General features: G+C 73.0%; 15 protein-coding genes. 3 read left to right on the forward strand and 12 right to left on the reverse strand.

Annotation, left to right across the window (positions count from 1 at the left end; all coding sequences use genetic code 11):
- Both ACZ3X1_RS18590 and ACZ3X1_RS18595 read right to left on the reverse strand, forming a co-directional pair.
- Positions 1-205, reverse strand: a 205-nt coding sequence (locus tag ACZ3X1_RS18590) for a hypothetical protein (RefSeq protein ID WP_467280324.1), incomplete at its 3' end; no start/stop codon positions are given.
- A 143-nt stretch (positions 206-348) separates the two neighbouring features.
- On the reverse strand, positions 349-1,356 hold the full coding sequence (locus tag ACZ3X1_RS18595; RefSeq protein WP_356812535.1) for a stage II sporulation protein M: 1,008 nt from the start codon (positions 1,354-1,356) through the stop codon (positions 349-351).
- A gap of 109 nt (positions 1,357-1,465) precedes the next feature.
- Here ACZ3X1_RS18595 and ACZ3X1_RS18600 point away from each other — a divergent pair, with 109 nt between their 5' ends.
- Positions 1,466-2,365: an RDD family protein gene (locus tag ACZ3X1_RS18600; protein ID WP_467280325.1), complete on the forward strand. Its 900-nt coding sequence runs from the start codon at positions 1,466-1,468 to the stop codon at positions 2,363-2,365.
- A 4-nt stretch (positions 2,366-2,369) separates the two neighbouring features.
- Here ACZ3X1_RS18600 and ACZ3X1_RS18605 read toward each other — a convergent pair whose 3' ends face one another.
- A complete protein-coding gene (locus ACZ3X1_RS18605) occupies positions 2,370-2,990 on the reverse strand; it encodes a hypothetical protein (RefSeq protein ID WP_356812533.1) in 621 nt (206 codons plus the stop codon).
- A 99-nt stretch (positions 2,991-3,089) separates the two neighbouring features.
- Positions 3,090-4,526, reverse strand: coding sequence for an adenosylhomocysteinase (gene ahcY / locus ACZ3X1_RS18610; RefSeq protein WP_356812532.1), 1,437 nt, complete (start codon positions 4,524-4,526; stop codon positions 3,090-3,092).
- Between the two features lie 312 nt (positions 4,527-4,838).
- On the opposite strand from ahcY, the gene lepB reads away from it, so the two are divergent.
- The gene (gene lepB / locus ACZ3X1_RS18615; protein ID WP_390076539.1) at positions 4,839-5,525 is read left to right on the forward strand and encodes a signal peptidase I; all 687 of its coding nucleotides are present in this window, start codon (positions 4,839-4,841) and stop codon (positions 5,523-5,525) included.
- Between the two features lie 68 nt (positions 5,526-5,593).
- Here lepB and ACZ3X1_RS18620 read toward each other — a convergent pair whose 3' ends face one another.
- From ACZ3X1_RS18620 to ACZ3X1_RS18645, 6 genes are all read right to left on the reverse strand, one after another.
- Positions 5,594-6,517: a cation diffusion facilitator family transporter gene (locus ACZ3X1_RS18620; RefSeq protein ID WP_356812530.1), complete on the reverse strand. Its 924-nt coding sequence runs from the start codon at positions 6,515-6,517 to the stop codon at positions 5,594-5,596.
- Positions 6,518-6,589: 72 nt separating this feature from the next.
- Positions 6,590-7,750 (reverse strand): mannose-6-phosphate isomerase, class I, encoded by a 1,161-nt coding sequence (manA, locus tag ACZ3X1_RS18625; protein ID WP_356812529.1) that lies wholly within the window; start codon positions 7,748-7,750, stop codon positions 6,590-6,592.
- A 39-nt stretch (positions 7,751-7,789) separates the two neighbouring features.
- Entirely contained in the window at positions 7,790-8,923 is a 1,134-nt protein-coding gene (locus ACZ3X1_RS18630; protein WP_362625362.1) for an SIS domain-containing protein, read from the reverse strand.
- A gap of 93 nt (positions 8,924-9,016) precedes the next feature.
- On the reverse strand, positions 9,017-9,199 hold the full coding sequence (locus ACZ3X1_RS18635; RefSeq protein ID WP_030032543.1) for a Trm112 family protein: 183 nt from the start codon (positions 9,197-9,199) through the stop codon (positions 9,017-9,019).
- 208 nt (positions 9,200-9,407) lie between these two features.
- Positions 9,408-10,781, reverse strand: coding sequence for a phosphomannomutase/phosphoglucomutase (locus tag ACZ3X1_RS18640; protein WP_467280326.1), 1,374 nt, complete (start codon positions 10,779-10,781; stop codon positions 9,408-9,410).
- Positions 10,782-10,858: 77 nt separating this feature from the next.
- Complete coding sequence (locus ACZ3X1_RS18645) at positions 10,859-11,233, reverse strand: DUF3499 domain-containing protein (protein WP_356812526.1); 375 nt, start codon at positions 11,231-11,233, stop codon at positions 10,859-10,861.
- Positions 11,234-11,323: 90 nt separating this feature from the next.
- Between ACZ3X1_RS18645 and ACZ3X1_RS18650 the strand changes: the two genes are divergently transcribed.
- A complete protein-coding gene (locus tag ACZ3X1_RS18650) occupies positions 11,324-11,803 on the forward strand; it encodes a metallopeptidase family protein (RefSeq protein ID WP_385958695.1) in 480 nt (159 codons plus the stop codon).
- Between the two features lie 25 nt (positions 11,804-11,828).
- Here the strand turns inward: ACZ3X1_RS18650 and ACZ3X1_RS18655 are convergent, their stop codons facing one another.
- Both ACZ3X1_RS18655 and ACZ3X1_RS18660 read right to left on the reverse strand, forming a co-directional pair.
- A complete protein-coding gene (locus ACZ3X1_RS18655) occupies positions 11,829-13,313 on the reverse strand; it encodes a DUF5719 family protein (RefSeq protein WP_467280327.1) in 1,485 nt (494 codons plus the stop codon).
- Positions 13,310-16,954 (reverse strand): glycosyltransferase family 2 protein, encoded by a 3,645-nt coding sequence (locus ACZ3X1_RS18660; protein ID WP_467280328.1) that lies wholly within the window; start codon positions 16,952-16,954, stop codon positions 13,310-13,312. The genes ACZ3X1_RS18655 and ACZ3X1_RS18660 overlap by 4 nt, the downstream gene beginning before the upstream one ends.
- Between the last annotated feature and the right edge of the window lie 172 nt (positions 16,955-17,126).

A 17,126-nucleotide genomic window follows, 5' to 3' on the forward strand; every position in this document is an offset into this window, starting at 1 on the left:
CCTCCGGGCTTTCGTTCTGCTGTCTTGCGTTTCCGACTCTATCAGACTCTTTCGTGTCCGATTTCCTCGGCGCTTTCCAGGTTCCCGCTTTCGCGCTTCCCTTTCCGGCGGTGCCGACTCTATCAGAAGTTTTCCACCGGATTTCTCCGGCTTCGAATTCCTGAAATGAGGAGTCGGCGTACCCCGACCGGATCTTGATGTCCATGTGGGGTGAGATAATTCTAAACCATCACTGCCGAACTTGTCCAGTTCGAGGCAACCGTTCGAATCTACCTCCCCGCTCGTTCCGTGTCAACGGCGTTTGCGGGACGACCAGGACACTAGCAGCTCAGCGGGCTTGTACGCACATCAGGCCGCGATCGGGAGCGTTGCCGTCCGGTCCGCGGCCTCCACGTCGCCGAGTTCGCCGGCGCGGGCGGCCCTGCCGCCCAGGACGAAGACGTAGATCAGAAAGGCGGCCTCGGCCACGACGCCGATCGTGATGCGCGCCCAGGTGGGGAGGCCCGAGGGAGTCACGAAGCCTTCGATCAGGCCGGAGACGAACAGGACCGCCGCGAGACCGAGGGCCATGCCGAGGGCGGCGCGGCCCTGTTCTGCCAGGGCCGTACGGCGGGTCCGAGGACCCGGGTCGATGACCGTCCAGCCCAGGCGCAGGCCCGTGCCCGCCGCCACGAAGACGGCCGTCAGTTCGAGCAGGCCGTGCGGAAGGATCAGGCCCAGGAAGACGTCGAGCCGACCGGCGGATGCCATCAGGCCGAGGCCGACCCCGAGGTTGGCCATGTTCAGGAAGAGGATCCACAGCACCGGGATCCCCAGGAAGACGCCCAGGACCAGGCACATCGCGGCCGCCTGGGCGTTGTTCGTCCACACCTGGGCGGCGAAGGAGCCCGCGGGGTTGCTGGAGTAGTACGTCTCGTACTCGCCGCCCGGCTTCGTGAGCTCCTTCAGCTGTTCCGGGGCGGCGATGGCGCCCTGGACCTCGGGGTGCGTGGCTATCCACCAGCCGATGAGCACGCCGAGCGCCGTGGAGAGCAGGGCCGTCGGTATCCACCAGCGGCGGCTCCGGTAGACCGCGGCCGGGAAGCCGACGGTGAAGAAGAGCGCGGCGTCGCGCCAGCCCGCGCGGCGGGTGCCCGTGACCGTGGCGCGGGCGCGCGCCACCAGCTGGGTCAGCCGCCCGGTCAGCATGGGGTCGGGGGCACTGGACTGGACGAGGGAGAGGTGGGTCGAAGTGCGCTGGTAGAGAGCGACGAGTTCGTCGGCCTCTTCGCCCGTCAGCCTGCGGCCACGGCCCAGGAGCTGCTCCAGGCGGTCCCATTCCGCGCGGTGTGCCGTGACGAAGACGTCGAGATCCATCCGGTGCGCTCCCCTGCCCAGGTCCCCTGGCCGCTGCCTATTCCTAGTGTGGTCAGCTTGGCAGACTGGACGCCGTAGGGGCGGAGCAGGTCACATGAGAGGTGCTGCGGTGAGCGATCTGGTGACGGGGGACGCGGTCGTCCTGGGGCTGAGGCCGGCGAGGCTGCCCAGCCGGGCGCTGGCGATCCTCCTGGACCTGGCCGTCTACGTCACCGTCTACGGGCTCCTCACCGTCGGGCTGACCTTCGCGACCGCCTCGCTGGACCCGGCCGCCCAGGCCGCCGTCGCAGTGGCGAGCTTCCTGTTGCTGCTGGTCGGCATCCCGATCGCGGTGGAGACCCTGTCCCACGGGCGCTCGCTGGGCAAGCTCGCGTGCGGGCTGCGGGTGGTGCGCGACGACGGCGGGCCGATCCGGTTCCGGCACGCGCTGGTGCGCGGGGCCCTCGGGGTCGTGGAGCTGCTGCTGACCTTCGGCACGGTGGCGGCCATCGCCTCGCTGGTGTCGGCGCGCGGGCGACGGCTCGGGGACGTCTTCGCGGGGACCCTGGTGGTCCGGGAGCGGGTGCCGGGGGCGCGGGTGATGCCGGTGCCGCCACCCCCGCCGTGGCTGGCCGGACGGTTCACCCAGCTGGACCTCTCGGCCGTACCGGACGGGCTGTGGCTGGCGATCCGCCAGTACCTGACCCGCATGAACCAACTGGATCCGCAGGTGGGTGCGGCGATGGCGGCGCGGCTCGCGGACGATCTCGTGGCGCGTACGGGTGCGCCGCCGCCGGCGGGGGTGCCGGCCGCTGCCTTCCTGATGGCCGTGGTCCACGAGCGTCAGTCGCGCGATGCCGCCCGGGCCTTCCGCACCGCGGCCGCGGCCTCTCCCTCGGCGCCGGTGGCGCCCGTGGCGCCCGTCCCGCACATGGCACCCGTCGCTCCCGTCCCGTCGTCGTACGTCGCCCCCGCGCCCGCGGCCCCCGGGGAGGTTCCGCGCGCCGGCGGGTTCGCTCCGCCGGCCTGAGGGGTCACTGGTCCTCGAAGGCCGAGGGCGGGGTCTCCAGGTGTTCCAGTTCGATGCCGGGGGCCGAGAGGACCACGTCGCCGGCGATGTGGACCGTGTGGACCTCGCCCGTGTCCAGGGCGGTGACCCGGTACTCGTCCACCTGGAGCGGGCCGCTGTCCGTGGGGTGTTCCTCGCGTGCCACCAGTGCCCAGGCCTGGTCGACCGTACGCGGGGCCAGGACCGGGTCGGTGAGGGCGAGCAGCCGGACGCGGGTGTCGGGGGCGCCCGGGGTCAGGCGCAGCAGGCGGGACGTGGCGATCAGGAAGGCCGGTGAGGTGCCGGTGAAGCCGGGGGCGGCGATGTTGCCCTCGGTGGCCTCGGTGCCGGTGGGGTCGGTGCGGACCCAGGTGACGCCGTCGAGGGCGGCTCCGCGGACCTGCCAGCTCGCGGCGTTGACCTCCAGGCGAATGGGGCGGCCGAGTTCGTCGATCGCCAGGTCCACGGAGCCCCGGTGGTCGCCGTCCGGGGCGGTGAGCTGGGAGACGTAGCGCCAGCCGGAGGGTCCGGGGGCGCAGTGGAAGTGCTCCTCGCCGAGGGGGGTGTGGTCGTGCGGGTCGTGGAGCGAGTAGCGGCCGCGGGGCATGTGCGCACACTTCTTCGGATCGGAGGGAATACGGGGCAGGCCCCCGGCACGTGTGCCGGGGGCCTGCTTCAGGTACGTCCGCGGTTGACCAGCTGGTGATCAGTAGCGGTAGTGGTCCGGCTTGTACGGGCCCTCGACCTTGACGCCGATGTAGGCGGCCTGCTCCGGGCGGAGGGTGGTGAGCTTGACGCCGAGGGCGTCGAGGTGGAGGCGGGCGACCTTCTCGTCGAGGTGCTTGGGGAGCACGTAGACGTCGGTCGGGTACTCCTCCGGCTTCGTGAAGAGCTCGATCTGGGCCAGGGTCTGGTCCGCGAAGGAGTTCGACATCACGAAGGACGGGTGGCCGGTCGCGTTGCCGAGGTTCAGCAGGCGGCCCTCGGAGAGGACGATCAGGACCTTGCCGTCGGGGAACGTCCAGGTGTGGACCTGGGGCTTGACCTCGTCCTTGACGATGCCGTCGACCTTGGCCAGGCCGGCCATGTCGATCTCGTTGTCGAAGTGGCCGATGTTGCCGACGATGGCCTGGTGCTTCATCTTGGCCATGTCGGAGGCCATGATGATGTCCTTGTTGCCGGTCGTGGTGATGAAGATGTCGGCGGTCTCGACGACGTCGTCCAGCGTGGCGACCTGGTAGCCGTCCATGGCGGCCTGGAGGGCGCAGATCGGGTCGATCTCGGTGACGATGACGCGCGCGCCCTGGCCGCGGAGGGACTCGGCGCAGCCCTTGCCGACGTCGCCGTAGCCGAAGACGACCGCGACCTTGCCGCCGATGAGGACGTCGGTGGCGCGGTTGATGCCGTCGATCAGGGAGTGGCGGCAGCCGTACTTGTTGTCGAACTTCGACTTGGTGACGGCGTCGTTCACGTTGATCGCCGGGAAGAGCAGGTCGCCGGACTGCATCATCTCGTAGAGACGGTGCACACCGGTGGTGGTCTCCTCGGTCACGCCGCGGATCTCGGACGCGAGCTGCGTCCACTTCTGCGGGTTCTCGCCGAGGGTGCGATTGAGCAGGGTGAGGATGTACGCGTACTCCTCGGAGTCCGCGGTGGACGGGTCCGGAGCCTCGCCGGCCTTCTCGAACTCGACGCCCTTGTGGACGAGGAGGGTGGCGTCACCACCGTCGTCGAGGATCATGTTCGGGCCGCCGGTGGGGGTGTTCGGCCAGGTGAGCGCCTGCTCGGTGCACCACCAGTACTCCTCCAGCGTCTCGCCCTTCCAGGCGAAGACGGGGACGCCCTGCGGGTTCTCCGGGGTGCCGTTCGGGCCCACCGCGATGGCGGCGGCAGCGTGGTCCTGGGTGGAGAAGATGTTGCAGGAGGCCCAGCGGACGTCGGCGCCGAGGGCGACGAGGGTCTCGATGAGCACGGCCGTCTGCACGGTCATGTGAAGCGAGCCGGTGATGCGGGCGCCGGCCAGGGGCTGGGCCTCGGCGTACTCACGGCGGATCGACATCAGGCCCGGCATCTCGTGCTCGGCCAGGGTGATCTCCTTGCGGCCGAACGCGGCAAGGGAGAGGTCTGCGACCTTGAAGTCCATGGGTGCTGCTCCTCATGGTTCGAGAGGTGGGTACGGCTGGTCCGTGCGCCGTCCTGGGGACGGGACACCGAGCACAGTCCGTCGGGGGTCCTCTCTCCCCTCGGCCGGTCGCAAGGACCGCCCGACCCGCCATCAGCAGCGACGCCTGACACTGACGACGAATCTACACCGATCGGCGGCGGCGGCCCCAGTCGAACGGAGAACTGGGCGGGCCCGGCTGCCGGGGCGTCCGGCGGCGCCCCCGCCTGCTGTGTGCTTTCGGCCAGACCGTAGTCTTCCGGCCGTTCGCACTGGTGAGAGGGGTTGGGATTCATGGCAGGCAGGCCTGGGCGGAGACGGGGGATCTGGGCGATCGTCCTGCTGGTGCTCGGTGTGGCGCTGGCCGCCGGTCCTCTGGTGTACGTCTTCGGCCGGTTCACCCCGGCGATGCAGTCCAGCGAGAACATGCTGCCCACGCTCCCCGTCGGGACCTTCCTCGCGATGGAGAAGGACCACGGCCCGGTCCGGCACGGCGACGTGGTCACCTACGATCCGGCCGACTGGGGGTTCGACGGCCCGTTCATCGGACGTGTCGTGGCGTTGGGCGGGGACCACATCGCCTACGCGGAGGGCGACCGGGCCCTGACCCTGAACGGGAAGCCGCTCGACGAGCCCTACGTGCGCGACGGCGTTCCCGGGGGCGACGGGCTGAGCTTCGCCGTCTCGGTGCCGCACGGCCGGATGTTCGTGCTCGGCGACAACCGCGGCAACTCGGCGGACTCCCGGTACCACCGGGAGCACCACGAGGGGACGCTGCCGGTGTCCGCGGTGACCGGCGTCGATTCCGGACTGCGGGAGGAGTCCCCGTTCATGGTCGGCCTCAGCCTGGTCTCGTTCGCGGGGACCTGCCTGCTGCCCGTGGCGCTCGGGCTGGGGATCGCCTCGCTCGTGGCGCGGCGGCGCAAGCCGGTCGAGCCGCACGGGCCCGTCTGGGGCGCCACGCAGGTGGACGCCCCGTAGTCGTCGTACGTACACCGAAGGCCCCCGCGGGCTGTTGCTCGCGGGGGCCTTCGGCGTTCGTACGCGGACTACTCGGCGGCTTCGGGGCGGTAGATGTCGGGCTCCAGATAGATCACCCGGGCGATCGGGACCGCCTCGCGGATGCGGGCCTCGGCGGCGTTGATCGCGTCGGCGACCTCGGTCGCGGTGTCGTTGCCCTCGACGGCGATCTTGGCGGCGACGAGCAGCTCCTCGGGGCCGAGGTGCAGGGTGCGCATGTGGATGACGCGGGTGACGACGTCCCCGTCGACGACCGCGGCCTTGATCTTCTCGACCTCTTCGACGCCGGCGGCCTCGCCGAGCAGCAGGGACTTGGTCTCCGCGGCCAGGACGATCGCGATGGCGATGAGGAGGACGCCGATGCACAGGGTGCCGATGCCGTCCCAGACGCCGTTGCCGGTCAGCAGGGCGAGGCCGACACCGCCGAGGGCCAGGACCAGGCCGACGAGGGCGCCGAGGTCCTCCAGGAGGACGACCGGCAGCTCGGGGGCCTTGGCCCGCTTGATGAACTGGCTCCACGTGAGCTTGCCGCGGATCTCGTTCGATTCCTTGATGGCGGTGCGGAAGGAGAAGGACTCCGCGATGATCGCGAAGACGAGGACGCCGACCGGCCAGTACCAGGCCTCGATCGGGTGCGGCTCGTGGATCTTCTCGTAGCCCTCGTAGATGGCGAACATGCCACCCACGGTGAAGAGCACGATGGAGACGAGGAAGGCGTAGATGTAACGCTCGCGCCCGTACCCGAAGGGGTGCTGCGGCGTCGCCTCGCGCTGGGCCTTCTTCCCTCCGAGGAGGAGAAGGCCCTGGTTCCCGGAGTCGGCCACGGAGTGGACGCTTTCCGCGAGCATGGACGACGAGCCGCTGAAGAGGAACGCCACGAATTTGGCTACAGCGATGGCGAGGTTGGCGGCGAGTGCCGCCACGATCGCCTTGGTACCGCCCGACGCGCTCATGGGTGCAGGGTGTCCTTCCTGGGCCAGTGACTACGGCCGCACATTGTTGCAGCCCCTGGGGCGGACGCCGCGTCAGACCACCACGGTGGCCCGGAAGACCGTGCCGTTTCCGGATAGTTCGACCTTTTCGTCCGCCGGTACGAAAGCCGATCCGCCGGGCGAGAGGGCCAGTTCGCCGGCGCGTACGGAGCCGGCCGTGCAGAGCAGGATCTGCGGGGCGCCGTCCGCGAGCACCCGGGGGGCGCCGCCGGGCGCGAGGAGGAAGCGGGAGAGCCGGAACTCGTCGATGGGGGCCTCGTAGACCTCCTCGCCGCCGTCGCCCTCGGGCCGCATGACGGTCGGGTCGCTCGGCTCGAACCTCACGATCTTCAGCAGCTCGGGTACGTCCACGTGCTTCGGGGTGAGCCCGGCGCGCAGCACGTTGTCCGAGTTGGCCAGCAGCTCGACGCCGAGGCCGTCGAAGTAGGCGTGCGGGACTCCCGCGCCGAGGAACAGGGCCTCTCCGGGCTGGAGTCGGACGTGGTTGAGCAGCATCGCCGCGATGACGCCGGGGTCGCCCGGGTACTCGTGGACCAGGGCGGCGTACGTGGCGTACTCGCCGCCCAGGCGCTCGGCGGCGGCCGCGGTCTCGGCGACCGTACGGGCCATCTGCTCGCGGTCCGCGCTCAGTACGGCGGTCAGCACCTCGCGCAGGGCGGCCTCTTCGGGGTGGGCGCGCAGCAGGTCGGCGTACGGCTTGAGGGAGCCCACGCCCAGCCCCTCGAAGAGGTCGGCGGACGCCTGCGGGGAGCGGAAGCCGCAGAGCCCGTCGAACGGCGTGATCGCGCAGATCATCTCGGGCTTGTGGTTGGGGTCCTTGTAGTTGCGGTGGGCCGCGTCGATCGGGATGCCGCGCCGCTCCTCGTCCTCGAACCCCGCCTTCGCCTGGGCCAGGTCGGGATGGACCTGGAGCGAGAGGGGGGCGCCGGCGGCGAGGATCTTGAAGAGGAAGGGCAGCCCGGGGCCGAACTTGGCGACGGTGGCGGCGCCGAGCTCGCCCTCGGGGTCGGCGGCGATGACCTCCGCGAGCGACCTCTCGCCGGCGCCGCGGTCGACGCGGGACGGGGCGCCCGGGTGGGCTCCCATCCACAGCTCCGCCTGCGGCTCACCGGTGGGTTCGACACCGAGGAGCGCGGGGAGGGCCGTGGTGGATCCCCAGGCGTAGGGGCGGATCGTGTTGATCAGGCGGTCCATCGTCGTCTTCCTGGATAGATCCGGGCACGTGCGCGGGTCTCAGCTGTGTCCCCCGGCCGCCAACGCCAGGTAGGCGGTGGCGAAATCCGTGACGGCGAGCAGTTCGGCGAGCTGCTCCAGCTCGGCGCCTTCCTCCGGTTCGAGCTCGCTGATGGCCGTGTCGTGGCTGAGGGCGAGCTCGCGTGCGGCGGGCGCGGCGGTGAGGCCGCCGGCCGGCCGGTCGCGCAGCAGGACGACGCGGGCGCGAAGGGCCTGGGGCTCTTCGACCCGGTCGCGGAAGAAGTCGTCGGGGTCGGCGCCGGCGGCGAAGGCGCCGGCGAGCAGGATGCCGTGGGCGGGCAGGGCCTCGGGGAGCGCGGCGGCCAGCGCGGGACGGCCGGCGAGCTCGGCGAGGGTGGCGGCGAAGCGGCGGCCCGCCGGGACGGCGCCGGTGCCCTCGCTCCAGATGAGCGGCAGCGAGTCCGCCAGCTCGGCGGCGAGGGTCTTGGCCGGGTTGGAGTAGGTGGCGATGGCAGGCCCGCAGCGTTCGGCGGTCCGGTCCAGCCGGTCGGCGACCAACTGGAGGGTGTCGGGGGCCGCGGCGATCAGGCCGACCTTGTCGAGGAGCAGCAGCAGGGGCGTCAGCAGGGCCCACAGGGCGCCGGGACCCGCGGCGGCCGACTCGTCGAACTCCTGGTACGGGGCCTTGGCCATCGGTACGAGGAGCCCGTGCGCGCCGTCCACGGCCTCGCTCAGCGGTGAGCGCTCGGGGGCGACGGCGACGACGGTGCAGCCGCGCCGGTAGGCCTGCTCGGCGAGCACGGCGAGCCCGGGCTCGGTGCCGTCGGTGGTGGCCACGAGCAGCAGGTCGACGGACCCGGCCCAGCCGGGCAGGGCCCAGCGCAGTGCCCCGGCGGCGTGGGCGACCCCGGTGGGGTCGAGCCGGATCACCGGCGCGGAGGCGCCCGCGAGGGCGCCGAGCAGGTCGGCGACACCGGTCGCGGCGGTGCCGGGCCCGGCGATCAGGACCGCGCGCGGGCGGCCGTCGGGGCGCAGGGTGGCGATGCCCGCCTCGCTCGCGTGCCGGGCCGCCGTACGGACCCTGGCCCCCGCCTCGGCCGCGCCGCGGAGCAGACCCCGTCGGTCGACGCGGGCAAGATCGTCCGGTGCGTCGAGGAGCGACTCGTCGAGCATGGCGGCCTCCGGCTGTTGGGTGACGGGAACCTGTCTGCGCGTCTCGCGGTGAGGTGCGGGTGCGGTGTGGCGTGGCGTGCGGGGGGCCTGCGGTCAGGCGGGGCGGCGGGCCTCGTCCACGAGGAGGACCGGGATGCCGTCGCGGACCGGGTAGGCGAGAGCGCAGTCCTGGCCGGTGCAGAGCAGCTCGGGGGTCTCGTCGGCCGACTTGTCCTCAAGCGGTGCGTGACAGGCGGGGCAGGCGAGGATCTGCAGGAGGCCGGCTTCGAGCGGCATGGGGATGGGTTCCCTTCGGGGTGCGGGTGGGGCGTGGTCAGCGTACCCCTGGGGCTCCGCCGGTGCGGCCCGGAGTACCGCCGGCGGCCGGGCAGGGGTGGGAGCCCGGTTCCGCCGGGCACCGGCCGCCGCCCGGACCCGCGCCTCAATCGCCGGCGGGGCTGGGACGGCCGGCCCGCGCCTGACGGCGCGGGCCCCGCGGGATGTGTCAGGCGCGGATGAGGGACAGGGCCTCGTCGCGGATGCGGGCCAGGGTGTCCGCGTCGCGGGCCTCGACGTTCAGACGCAGCAGCGGCTCGGTGTTCGACGCACGGACGTTGAACCACCAGTCCCCGCCCGTCACCGTCAGACCGTCCAGCTCGTCCAGGGTCACGCCCTCACGATCGCCGAAGGTCTCCTTCACCGCTGCCAGACGACCCGCCTGGTCCGCGACCGTGGAGTTGATCTCCCCCGAACCCTCGTACCGGTCGTACGACGCCACCAGCTCCGACAGCGGACCGTCCTGACCACCCAGCGCCGCCAGCACGTGCAGAGCCGCCAGCATGCCCGTGTCCGCGTTCCAGAAATCCTTGAAGTAGTAGTGCGCCGAGTGCTCACCACCGAAGATCGCACCCGTCTTCGCCATCTCCTCCTTGATGAAGGAATGACCCACCCGGGTGCGGACCGGAGTGCCGCCGTTCTCCCGCACCACCTCCGGCACCGACCAGGAGGTGATCAGGTTGTGGATCACCGTGCCCGACCCGCCGTTGCGCGCCAGCTCACGGGAGGCCACCAGAGCCGTGATCGCCGACGGGGAGACGCCCACACCGCGCTCGTCCACGATGAAGCAGCGGTCCGCGTCACCGTCGAAGGCGATACCCAGATCCGCGCCCTCCGCCAGCACCCGCGCCTGGAGGTCCACGATGTTCTTCGGATCCAGCGGGTTCGCCTCGTGGTTGGGGAACGTACCGTCCAGCTCGAAGTACATCTCGGTCACATCGAGCGGAAGACCCTCGAACACGGTCGGGACGGTGTGACCGCCCATGCCGTTGCCCGCGTCCACGACCACCTTCAGCGGACGGATCGACGCCAGGTCCACCAGGGACCGCAAGTGCTCCGCATACCCCTTCAGGGAGTCCTGCTCCGTCACCCTGCCCGCCGCCGTGCCCGCCGGGGCCTGCGGAGCGCCGCCCGCGTCCAGCCACCCCTCCACCAGACCCCGGATCTGCGACAGACCCGTGTCCTGACCCACCGGAGCCGCACCCGCCCGGCACATCTTGATCCCGTTGTACTGAGCGGGATTGTGCGACGCCGTGAACATCGCACCCGGCAGCCCCGTCGACCCGGACGCGTAGTACAGCTGGTCCGTCGAACACAGACCGATCAACGTCACATCCACACCACGCGCCGCGGCACCCCGCGCGAACGCCGCCGACAGACCCGGCGACGACGGACGCATGTCATGACCGACCACGATCGCCGACCCACCCACGACCTCGACGAAAGCGGCACCGAACAGCTCCGCCAGGGACTCGTCCCACTCGTCCGGCACGACGCCACGCACGTCATACGCCTTGACGATGTTCGAAAGATCTGCGGCCACTGCCTGCCCTCCTGAGGTTCTGTGCGGTTCGGCAAACCTACCCTGAACCCGCAGCGGCACCGCAGATGACCCGAGCGTCAGGAATCGGGCGATCTGAGGACGCGCAGGTGTCCGCGGCGGGTCTCGCCGGTGGCCGGGCCGCCCTTGCCGGTCCCGCCGGTGCCGGACGCGCGGCCCGGCGGGCGCGCGGCCTCGCGGACGGCGTTGGCCAGGGCTTCGAGGTCGTCGCCGCTGGGGCGCGACGGACCGGACCCGTCGGACAGACGGACGACCTCCCAGCCCCGCGGGGCTGTCAGGCGCTCCGAGTGCTCGGCGCACAGGTCGTAGCAGTGTGGTTCGGCGTAGGTGGCGAGCGGGCCGAGAACTGCGGTCGAATCGGCGTAGACGTACGTCAGTGTCGCGACGGCAGGGCGGCCGCACGCGGTGCGCGAACAGCGACGTACAAGGCTCACGACGTTGGACGGTACCGCACTCTTGACCGGGCCGCGACGACTCCACCTCTGCGCCCTCCCCCGTGTCGTGCTCGGAGCTACCCTGCGGGGGTGACGGACACCCCTCTGCCCCCTTGCCCCGCCGAGCCCCCCGCGGGGGGTCCTGTCGAGCCCAGAACGCGTCGGCGGGACCGGCACGGGCGCGGGATGCGCGGTCCGCTGGCCCCTCCGCAGGTGCCCCTGGCGGCGAGCCGGGCGGAGCTGTTCGGGGATCTCGTACGGGACTCCGTCGAGCGGCTGGAGCGGCGCTGGCCGCAGCTGTCGGAGGTGGAGTTCCTGGTCGGTGACGTGCCGGGGCCGCCGGGCGGTCCGGACGGCGGCTGGAACGACGAGGCGGTACCGCTCGGCGCGGTGTCGGAGTCCCGTCAGGGGCGGCCGGCCCGGATCGTGGTCTTCCGACGACCCGTGGAGATCCGGACGAAATCGCGCGACGAGAAGGCGATGCTGGTCCACGAGATCGTCGTGGAGCAGGTGGCGGAGCTGCTGGGGCTGACTCCGGAGACCGTGGACCCCCGCTACGGCCAGGACTGATCCGGCCGTGACGGGGCCCGGCCCGTCACCCGGTCAGGACGGAGAGGTCCTGGGCGGCCCGGGGGACGGACACCGTGGAGTGGTCGTCCGAGAGTCCCTGGACGGTGAACATCGTGATGCCGTCGTTCGGGAGGGACAGGGTGCGGGCCGCGTGGACCGGGCCGCCCGAGAGGGTCTCTACGGTGAGGGCGTAGGAGCCCTTCCCGCCGGCGGGGGCCAGCGTCAGCGTCTGGGTGGTGCCCGCCTTGACCGTGACCTCCTGGGAGGCCGGCTCGCCGCCGCCGGTGCCCGGGGACGCCGTCACCTTGACCTTCGCCTCGGCGCTCGGAGCGGTCAGTGACAGCAGGGTGGTGTTCTCCTCGGGCCGGTTGTCGGCGACGGTGGCCCGGGCGCCGACCGGCCGGGTGGCCGGGACGAACCCGAGTTCCTGCTTGGTCCCGCTGCCGCGGACGACGCGTACCGCCGCGACCAGCGGGGTGGCCTTCTTGGCGTCGGTGGGGGTCAGGAGCAGCGAGCCGGGCTCGCCGCGGGTCAGGTCCTTGAGGTCCATCACCGCCGTCATCCCCGCCTTGACGTGGAGCTGCTCGCTGCCGGCCGGGCTGATGGAGCCGCCCGGTCCGGCCAGCCGCAGCTTCAGGTCCGCGTCCTCCTCGCCGGGCACGAAGGCGACCAGCCGTACGGAGGCCGCGTCCGCCGGGATGCCGGGCAGCACCAGCGAGCCCGTCGGGTCGGTGGACGCGGGCAGCCAGTCGGCGCCCACGTTCTCCTCGGCGACCTGGACGGAGGCGCCCACCCGGCCGGCGCGGGTCGTCACGTGGGCGGTGGCGTCGGCGAGCTGGGTGGCCGGGAGCAGGGAGGAGAGCAGGACGGTCTTGGTGGACTTGGGGTCGACGCGGATGTTCTCGCCGGTGCCCGCGTCGGCCTTGGCCATGCCGTCGGGGCCGAAGAGCGTGATGTCGACGATGGCGGCCGCGTCGTCGGGGTTGGTGAGGTGGAGGTAGTCCTCGCGGCCCTTGGCGGTGCTGACCCCGGGGAACCAGAAGTCGGTGCCGGGCGCGGTGCAGCCGACGCCGAGCACGCCCCGGGCCCGGCCGACCGAGACCTTGGTGGTCAGCTGCGCCGTCCAGCCGGGGGCGAGGGCCCCGTCGGCGCTGCCGGTGAGGGCGGGGGCGTCGGCTCCGTTGGCGGTGGCGCCGACGGGGTTGCCCGGCTCCTTGGGCTCCAGGACGGGTTTGGCGTCCTTGGTCGCGCCGAGCAGCCGGGCCGAGCCCTTGCCCTCTCCGGCGGGGGCGCCGGGCGTGAAGGAGGTGTACGTGGTCTCCGCGATGTCCGAGGCGCTGGGCCCGGGGCACACCAGCAGGGACCGTTCCACCGGCATCCGGGCGGAGGCGGCGGCCTTGCCGTCGGACGCCCCGCCCGCGGGGGCGGGCGCGGTGAGGGCGGCGACGCCGGTGAGGGCGGCCAACGCCGCGGTCACGGCCGCCAGCGTCAGGGGTGCGCGCTGCTTCACTGCTGGGGGCTCCCGTCAGGACGCGGGTCGTGCTGGGCGTGGACGTCGTGGGGCGGGTACGGCTCGTAGGGCTCGTACGGGTAGGGGTAGTGCTGCCCGTCCTGGTCGTGGACCGGCTGCTGCTGCTGCGGGTACGGGGGCTCGTAGGCCGCGCCGTCCTGCTGGTGGCCGTACCCGGGGTACTGCTGCTCGTACGGGTACTGCTGCTGGGGCTGCTGGGGCTCGTAGGCGTAGCCGCCCTGGTCGTCGTACGGCTGGTACGCGTAGGACTCCTCGCCGTACACCGGCTGCGCCGGGATCTGGGCGTACGGGTCGGCGGCGGCCGCGGTCTCCACGGGGCCGGGGGCGGCGTCCGCCTCGGCCCCGGCGCGGAGCCGACGGGCGCGGCGGCCTTCGCCGGCCTCGCCCGGGCCGGGGCGGGAGGCGGGCGCGGCCTCCTCCTCGGGCAGGTCGTCGTCGAGCTGGGCGCGCCGGCCTGGCAGGGCCATGACCAGCAGGACGAGGGCGAGCAGGCCCTGGGTCCAGTTCCAGGCGGTGCGCAGCAGGGAGTCCTCGTGGACGAGGTCGAGGCGGCCTGAGCCGGCGGGGAGTTCGAAGCCCTGCGCCCAGCCGTCGAGGGTCTTGGCCTTGAGCGGCTTGCCGTCGAGGGTGGCCTGCCAGCCGGCGTCGGCGCGGTCGGCGATGCGCAGCACGCGGCCGGCCTCGCCGGCGGGAATCTTGCCGTGGGCCTCGACGGGGCCGGCGGCGACCGGGATCGGGGCCTCGCCCTGCTTGCCGGAGACGATGACGGCGCGCGGCAGCCAGGGCTCGACGCCCCACAGGGCGGTGCCGTCCTGCTGGTGGCGACGGCTCAGGCCCGGGGTGGCGTCGAGGACGCGGCGGATGTCCTCGGGGCCGCCGGGGCGGAACATCACGAAGCGGATGGCGTAGGCGCTGAGCTGGCTGGACTGGTCGGCGCCGGAGCCTGCGACGAGGTTGGAGACGACCTTGTCGAGGCGGGGGTCGTCGCCGGTCCGGGCGGCGATCTCGGCGTCGCCGAGGCGGCCGCCGGGGCCGCGGACGAGGCTGTAGATGACGGTGGCGGGCCCGTCGAGGTCGAGGAGCAGGGTGCGGGTCTGGTTGTCGTCGCCGCCGGCGTCGGCGACGAAGGCCGGCACCTGTACCGGGTCGCGGCGCTGGAGCGGGCCGTCGGCGCCGGCGACCATCCAGGTGGCGGCGGCGATGAGCGGGCCCGCGGCGGCGGCGAGGGCGACGAGGGCGGCGAGCGGCTGGCGCCAGCCGAAGTTGCGGGCGGCGACCCGGTCCTTGGCGCCGTCCGCGCCGACCGTGGCGGCGGCGAGGAGGGCGAGTCCGTAGACGAGGGTGGCGGGTCCGGCCCAGGCGGTCCGGTTGGCGAGGACGGCGAGGAGCAGGGCGGCCAGGGCGGTGGCCCAGGCGGAGCGGACGGCGAACTGCCGGTCGGCGCGGAGCAGGGCGGCCAGGGCGGCCAGGACGATGCCGGCGAGCAGCAGGCGGGCGCCGGTGCCGGGGCCGCCGGGGCTGATGCCGAGCAGGTCCAGGGCGCCCGCGGAGCCGGCTCCGTAGGGCAGTCCGGCCTCCTGGAGGAGGCGGCCGGGGTGGGTGAGCAGGCCCAGCGACCAGGGGGCGAGGACGAGGAGGGGGACGGCGAGGGTGGCGAGCAGCCGCAGGCCGTACGTCTTCCACTGCGCGCGGCGCAGGACGAGCGCGGCGGTGCCGAGGAGGACGGCGAGCGGCCAGACGACCGGGGTGAAGGCGGTGGCCAGGGTCAGCAGGAGCGTGTACGTCCACACCGCGCGCCAGCCGCCCCGCTGTTCGGCGGCGGCGTGCTCGCCGAGGCCGAAGGCGGCGACGGCGGAGCGGGCGGTGAGGGGGAGCACGACGGCGAGGACGGCGGTGCCGAGGCGGCCGCCCGCGAGGGCGCCGGTGACGGCGGGGAGGAAGGCGTAGGCGGTGGCGGCCCAGGCCCGCAGCAGCCGTGATTCGACGAGCGGCCGCGAGGCGAAGTAGGCGGTGAGGCCGGCCAGCGGCACGGATCCGACGAGCAGGAGGGTCAGGGCGGCCTGGGTGGAGCCGAACAGCAGGGTGGAGAAGGCGCCGAGGACGGCCAGGTAGGGCGGTGCGGAGGCGGTGGACCCGGTGCCGACGGGGTGCCAGCCGCCGGTGTGGATGCTCCACAGGTCGAGGCCGCTGTCGGGGGCGGGCAGCAGGGCGCCGCCCATGAGGGAGCCGCCGCCGATCAGGGCGCGGCAGGCCGCGAGGGAGACCAGGAGGAGCAGTCCGAAGAGGAAGGGTGCGGGGTTGCGCGCGATCCGCTTGAGGCGTGCGAAGCGCTCGGCCTCCTGGTAGTCGCCGTCCTCACCGGGCGCATTGAGGATGCTGCCGCCGCCGTGGCGGCCGGCGGGGGCGGAGTCGGTGTGGCGGTCGCCGCCGAAGTAGCCGGCGAGCTGGTCGGCGTTGGCCCGCAGGGAGGCTCCCGGCGGCGGGAAGAGCCCGCGCAGTTCGGAGGCGGGGACGGCGGGGCGGCGGCGGGCCTTGCGGGCGGCGAGCAGGCGGCCGGGGCGCAGCAGGGTGGCGAGGAGGCCGGTGATCTCGTCGACGGCCTGGCCGGGGGCCTTGCCGATCAGGTAGGCGAGGGTGCGCAGGACGGTGCCGAGGACGACGCGCAGCAGTACGTAGGGCAGGGCGCGCCCGGAGCTGTTGGCGAGGATCGTGTAGACGGCGCCGGCCTTGTCGACGCGGTGCGGGCCGGCGGTGGTGCGGCCGGCGCAGTCGACGGTGCGGCGTTCGCGGGCGGAGGCCTCGGCGTGGCGCATGACCGCGTCGGGGGCGACGAGGACGGTGTGGCCGGCGCTCTGGGCGCGCCAGCACAGGTCGACGTCGTCGCGCATGAGGGGCAGGCGCCGGTCGAAGCCGCCGAGGTCGTCGTAGACGTCGCGGCGTACGAGCATGCCGGCGGTGGAGACGGAGAGGACGGGGCGGACCTGGTCGTGCTGGCCCTGGTCCTGTTCGCGGCGGTCGAGGCCGGTCCAGCGGCGGCCGCTGCGGGCGATGGTGACGCCCACTTCGAGGAGCTGCTTCTTGTCGTACCAGCCTCGGAGCTTGGGGCCGATGATCGCGGCGTCGGGGTTCTCGTCGGCGACGCGGAGCAGTTCGGTGAGGGCGTCGGGTTCGGGGGCGCTGTCGTCGTGCAGGAGCCAGAGCCACTGGACGGGTTCGCCGTGGGGGAGGTCGGGGAGGTCGTAGGCGTCGTCGCGCCAGGTGCGGCTGACGGGGTCCCAGCCACTGGGGCGCTTGAGGTACGGGAGGTCCTCGGCGCTCAGGGTGCCTGCGGTGCGGGCGGATTCTTCGACGGCGGTGCCGAATCCGGTACGGCGGGCGAGGTGGAGGACGCGGTCGTCGCCGAGGGCTTCGGTGAGGAGGCGCGCGGACTCGTCGGCGCTGCCGGTGTCGGCGGCGATGTGGTCCTGTGCCGGGCGTTCCTGGCCGAGGAGGCCGGCGAGCGTCCGGGGCAGCCAGCGGGCGCCGTCGTGGGCGACGAGGACCGCGGTGACGACGTGCCGGGGGAACTGTGGTGTGTCGGGGGCCTGGTAAGAGGCCGTCGACTGGCTGTGCAGGGACATCGCGGTACGGGCCCTCCGGCCGGGGGTCCGGGGGTGGTGTGCCCTCGGAGGCTGCTGGACAGCGCCCCACCCTAACGGCTGCCAAAGCAGCGGTCCGCCTCCTGCGGGGAAGGTGCAGGAGGCGGACCGTGTGTGGTGCTCTTTGTTCGGCTGTGCGCCGTGCTCGACGTCT

The organism is Streptomyces sp. NPDC023541 (assembly GCF_055559995.1).

Coding starts and splice junctions, on each gene's coding strand:
- ACZ3X1_RS18660 (WP_467280328.1), bottom strand. CDS start 16,954: ATGTCCCTGCACAGCCAGTCGACGGCCTCTTACCAGGCCCCCGACACA.
- ACZ3X1_RS18605 (WP_356812533.1), bottom strand. CDS start 2,990: ATGCCCCGCGGCCGCTACTCGCTCCACGACCCGCACGACCACACCCCC.
- ACZ3X1_RS18620 (WP_356812530.1), bottom strand. CDS start 6,517: ATGAGCGCGTCGGGCGGTACCAAGGCGATCGTGGCGGCACTCGCCGCC.
- ACZ3X1_RS18635 (WP_030032543.1), bottom strand. CDS start 9,199: ATGCCGCTCGAAGCCGGCCTCCTGCAGATCCTCGCCTGCCCCGCCTGT.
- manA (WP_356812529.1), bottom strand. CDS start 7,750: ATGGACCGCCTGATCAACACGATCCGCCCCTACGCCTGGGGATCCACC.
- lepB (WP_390076539.1), top strand. CDS start 4,839: ATGGCAGGCAGGCCTGGGCGGAGACGGGGGATCTGGGCGATCGTCCTG.
- ahcY (WP_356812532.1), bottom strand. CDS start 4,526: ATGGACTTCAAGGTCGCAGACCTCTCCCTTGCCGCGTTCGGCCGCAAG.
- ACZ3X1_RS18595 (WP_356812535.1), bottom strand. CDS start 1,356: ATGGATCTCGACGTCTTCGTCACGGCACACCGCGCGGAATGGGACCGC.
- ACZ3X1_RS18630 (WP_362625362.1), bottom strand. CDS start 8,923: ATGCTCGACGAGTCGCTCCTCGACGCACCGGACGATCTTGCCCGCGTC.